Origin of the sequence: Protofrankia sp. Cr1 (assembly GCF_963555865.1) — a bacterium.
In the GTDB taxonomy this organism is placed as follows: domain Bacteria; phylum Actinomycetota; class Actinomycetes; order Frankiales; family Frankiaceae; genus Protofrankia.
On the sequence record NZ_CAUVXO010000446.1, the window covers coordinates 1 to 4,342 of the forward strand.

Consider the following 4,342-nt stretch of genomic DNA (forward strand, 5'->3'; position numbering starts at 1 on the left):
GTCCGCGGCACCCTCCAGACGGACGATCGAGATCGAATCCCTCCGGGACTCGCCGAACGAATCTGCATGATCGCGCCGGACAAAGGCGCTCTGACGCCGCTGTTCTCGCAGGTCAGCCGTCTTTCGGAAGCCGAAGAAAAGATTCGTGGCGGGGGGAATGACTCGCCTCCCGGCGTCGGCCATCGTGGTGGCGCGCCACAGACATCGGCCTGATCTTGTTCGTTTGAGGCGCGGCCCGTTGGAGGACCGCACTCCGCGCTGGTCGGCTCGGCCTGTGCGGGAGCAAGGGGCGACGTGGAGGAGGTCTTCAGGTCGGTCCACCCCGTTGGAAAGATCGTCAATGTTGATGAGGGTCGCCCGACCTGTGGCGGTCCGCGTGCAGTGGAGAGGACACCGTGACGAGCGTCGACACCATGAGCAGCGAGAGCCTCCGTAACGCGATGGTTGACAAGCTGGCCGCTGATCATGCGGCGAAGGGCCTGGTGCTGCGGCCCGAGGTGAAAGCGACGATGCGGACCGTTCCCCGCGAGCTGTTCACGCCGGGCCTTCCGCTGGAAGAGGCATACGACGCGAACGCAGCGGTCCTCAAGAAGATGCGCGGCGAGGAAGCCATCAGCTCGGTGTCGGCGCCCTACCTGATCGCGGAGATGATCGGTCAGGCGGCGGCGGTGATAGCCGTGCACCCGCCCGGTGAGCGTCCCGCAGCGCGGACAGGCCACCGGATCCGCCCGGGTCCGCGCGGCGATCCGCACCACCGGCCCCTCATCGACGACCCGATCGATGAGCACCACAGCGAGCTGAGGAAAAACGACCTTCAGGAACTCGGCGTCACACAGCACCCACAATACCCGCACGGAAACTGTCTGTCACCCCATCGGAATCTTGGCAGAGCCGTTAGATTGACAAACCCGCGCGCAACTGATGCGGCGCTAGGCGCCGAACGGATCGCACCGTCTCACGCCATTTTCGCAGCTCAGCCACCTGATGGCGGCCGAAGAACATGTTCGTGGCGGGGGGAATGACATGCACCACCAGAACGCTGATCATTATGGTTGCCTGCCTGCCCGGTGGAGCGGACAGCGCCGTGGACGGCGGGTGCGCCATCGGTTCTGACCCGACAGCGGCGGATCACCAAATGAATCTTGATGTTTTGGGTGGCGGGCCGGCCGATGAGTCAGGTCTGGAGGGGATGCGACGTGAGTAGGCACAGTCTTCGGGTGGAGCAGGATGAGCTGCGGGCCCGGATGCGCGCCGTGGGTATGTCGCACGACGAGATCGCCGTCGAGTTCGCCCGCCGCTACAAGCTGCGTCCCCGGGTGGCCCACCGGGTCGCGCACGGCTGGACCCAGGCGCAGGCCGCGAACCACATCAACGCCCACGCCGCCCGCGTCGGCCTCGACCCCCAGGGCGCCGCGCCCATGACCGCTCCGCGGTTGTCGGAGCTGGAGAACTGGCCGCTACCGAACAACCGCCGCCGGCCCACCCTCCAGGTCCTCGCCCTGCTCGCCGAGGTCTACGACACCAGCGTCCACAACCTTGTCGACCTCGACGACCGTGAACACCTCACCCCCGCAGACCACCTCATCTTCAGCCAGACTGGTCAGATTCCGTACACATCTCATCGAATACCTCTGACGCCTACTCATCCTGACTCTGTAGAACTTTCCGGTTCTGTAGCGAGAAAGGCGCAGCCTGGCAGGATCGAGCGCATATCAATACCGTATGTACCGGTGGAAATGGAGCGTGTCATGTCGGCTGCCAAGGAGTCGGGAGAGCATGCGATGTTCGCGGCGGCCAGAAGTCTCGACGCGAGTTCGGTGGAGCAGCTCGCCGACGATGTACGTCGGCTCGCGCACACCTACAACACCACCCATCCCTTCCAGATGTTCACCGAACTGGCCAAGACCCGGAACACCGTGTACGCGCTGATGGAGCAGACGAAACGCCCACGGCAGCTCAACGAGCTTTACATCTTCGCCGGGCAGCTCTGCGGCCTGCTCGGCATCGTCAGTCTCGACCTCGGGTTTCCCGATGCTGGAGTCGAGAACGCCCGCGCGGCGTGGGCGTATGGGCAGATCGTCGACGATGACGGGCTGCGCTCGTGGGCCCGCGCTGTCCAGGCCACCATCGCCTTCTGGTCGGACCGACCGAGAGAAGGGATACGGCTGACGACCGCGGGCCTTGACCATGCCAGAGCAGGGTCCGGAAAGGTTCGCCTGCACGCCGTGCAGGCCCGCTCCTACGCGATGATCGGAGCCGCGGACGAGGCGATGACCGCCTTGGCCGCCGCCCAGCGCGCCGCCGAGGCAGACGCTTCAGACGATCTTCTCGACAGTGTGGGCGGCGAGTTCTCGTTCGGCGAGGAACGCCGGCTCCTCAGCGCCGGGGCTACGCATCTCGCACTCAGCCAGCTTGACCAGGCTGAGCACGCGGCGTCCCAGGCGATCGACCTGTTCACCGCGATTCCGATCGCAGACAGATGGACACCAGGTGAGCACGGCGCCCGGATCGATCTGGTCGTCGCCCGAACGCTGGGCGGCGATCTCGACAGTGCACACGATGCCCTCGTCCCCGTGCTCGCGTTGCCGTCCGAGCAGCGCACGGGGCGCCTGACGGGGAGACTCCACCGGTTGCGCCGGTCGTTGAGCCAGCCGCGCTACCGCGGATCTACCGACGCCGAGCACCTCGACGACCAGATCGAACACTTTGTGCGCGAGTCGGCCACCGCCCTGCTGCCCCCGGGCACCTCAAACCAGTCCCTTCTCGCCGGTGGCAGCATGTGACCGGAGCTTCCACATGTCGACGAGGCGGCGCTCCCTGTCGGGGTCGAAGCCGTGCTCGTCCTGACGCTCATGCCGTACCGGAGCGCCGCCGGCCGCCAGCCACGCCCATGTGTCCAGGACGGTCTCCTCGATCGGCCGGCAACGCAGGCCCGCCGCCGCCGCCCGGGTAGCGTCCAGTCGCCACGTCCCTGGCTGCACCCGCCACAGCGGGATCTCCGTCCACTGACGCACCCCCTGCTCGACAAGCCAATCGGGTTCCGTCCAGACGACCTCGACCTCGTCGGAGCCTCGGACGTCCCGCGTCGCCGCAGTGCACGCGTCCAGCATCCGCCCGTAGGTCGCGTGGCCGGCGGGCGCCGCAACGTTGAAGATGCCGCTGGCCGACCGTCCGACCAGATCGAGCAGAAACGACGCGAGGTCACGCACGTCCACAGGCTGGATGGGCCTGTCGGCGGGCGCGGGGGCCAGCACCCGCCCGCCTCGCGCCATCCGCCGAAGCCACCACGGCAGCCGTCCGACGTACTCGTGCGGGCCGAGGACCACCCCCGGCCGCACTATGAGCAGCCGATCTGGGGCAACGCTCCGTAGGACCGCGGCCTCACACCCGGCCTTGTGGGGACCGTAGCGCCCTGCGTCCCAGCGAGGATCTTCCACCACAAGATCGGGGTTTCCCGGGTGTAGAGGCGAGGATTCGTCGACAGGGGACGCAGGCCAGTCTCGATACACCGAGACGGTCGACACGAACACGTACCGACGGGCCTGTGCACCCAGAACCTGCGCGGCAAGGCCGACCGAGCGGGGCTCCGCGCCGCCGACGTCCACCAGAGCGTCCCACGGCCCCTCCGCGGCGAGGCGATCAAGATCCTTGGCGTCGGTTCGGTCGCCTCGGAGTGGGTGGACCCCTCCGACATCCGGTCCGGACCTACCCCGGTTGAACGTCGTGACCGCCCAGCCACGGCCAACCGCCTCCTCAGCCAGGACACGGCCGACGAACCAGGTTCCTCCCAGGACCAACAAACGCATGGCGCAATCGTCTCAAAAAGACCTCCCCCTGTGGCCGGCGCTTCCGTGCGAGCCTCGATGCCGCGGACACCGAGAGGAAGGGTCAACCTGCTGGCCCACCCGGACCTGCCCCTACGGAGCCCCTGAGCCAAGTCGTAGACGCCCCGGGACATGTCGCCAGACCAGTGCCGAAGCACACCCGGCCACCGATTCCCTGCACCGACTCGGCCTGCACTAGCAGCCGATCAGCCCCGAAGTCCGCCGCCTCCCGCTGCCGACCGAGCCCGTAGCCGTCAGCTCACGTTCGGAACGGAGCGGCCAGACGGGCGGCCGAGTTCGAGGCCCAGCCGGGCCCGCCGAACGAATCGGCATGATCGCGCCGGATAGATGCACTCTGACACCGCTGTTCACGCAGGTCAGCTGTCTCTCGGAAGCCGAAGAAAAGATTCGTGGTGGCGGGAATGACTTGCCCCCCGGCTCCGGCCATCGTGGTGGCGCACCATACGCGGCATTCACCGATCTTGATCGGTGCACGAGCCGTGTCACCCGAAGGGAGC

The 4,342-nt window shown here is 67.2% G+C and carries 3 protein-coding genes and 1 pseudogene; 3 read left to right on the plus strand and 1 reads right to left on the minus strand.

Annotation, left to right across the window (positions count from 1 at the left end; translation table 11 throughout):
* The 3 genes and pseudogenes from U9980_RS23360 to U9980_RS23370 all read left to right on the plus strand — a co-directional run.
* Positions 1–213: hypothetical protein (locus tag U9980_RS23360; protein WP_322769903.1), on the plus strand; the 213-nt coding region annotated here is incomplete at its 5' end.
* A 200-nt stretch (positions 214–413) separates the two neighbouring features.
* Positions 414–674, plus strand: a pseudogene (locus tag U9980_RS23365) (methyltransferase, FxLD system); the annotation flags it as partial.
* A gap of 522 nt (positions 675–1,196) precedes the next feature.
* Entirely contained in the window at positions 1,197–2,783 is a 1,587-nt protein-coding gene (locus tag U9980_RS23370) for a hypothetical protein (protein WP_322769904.1), read from the plus strand.
* Here the strand turns inward: U9980_RS23370 and U9980_RS23375 are convergent.
* Positions 2,748–3,806 (minus strand): NAD-dependent epimerase/dehydratase family protein, encoded by a 1,059-nt coding sequence (locus U9980_RS23375; protein WP_322769905.1) that lies wholly within the window; start codon positions 3,804–3,806, stop codon positions 2,748–2,750. The genes U9980_RS23370 and U9980_RS23375 overlap by 36 nt on opposite strands.
* Positions 3,807–4,342 lie beyond the last annotated feature (536 nt).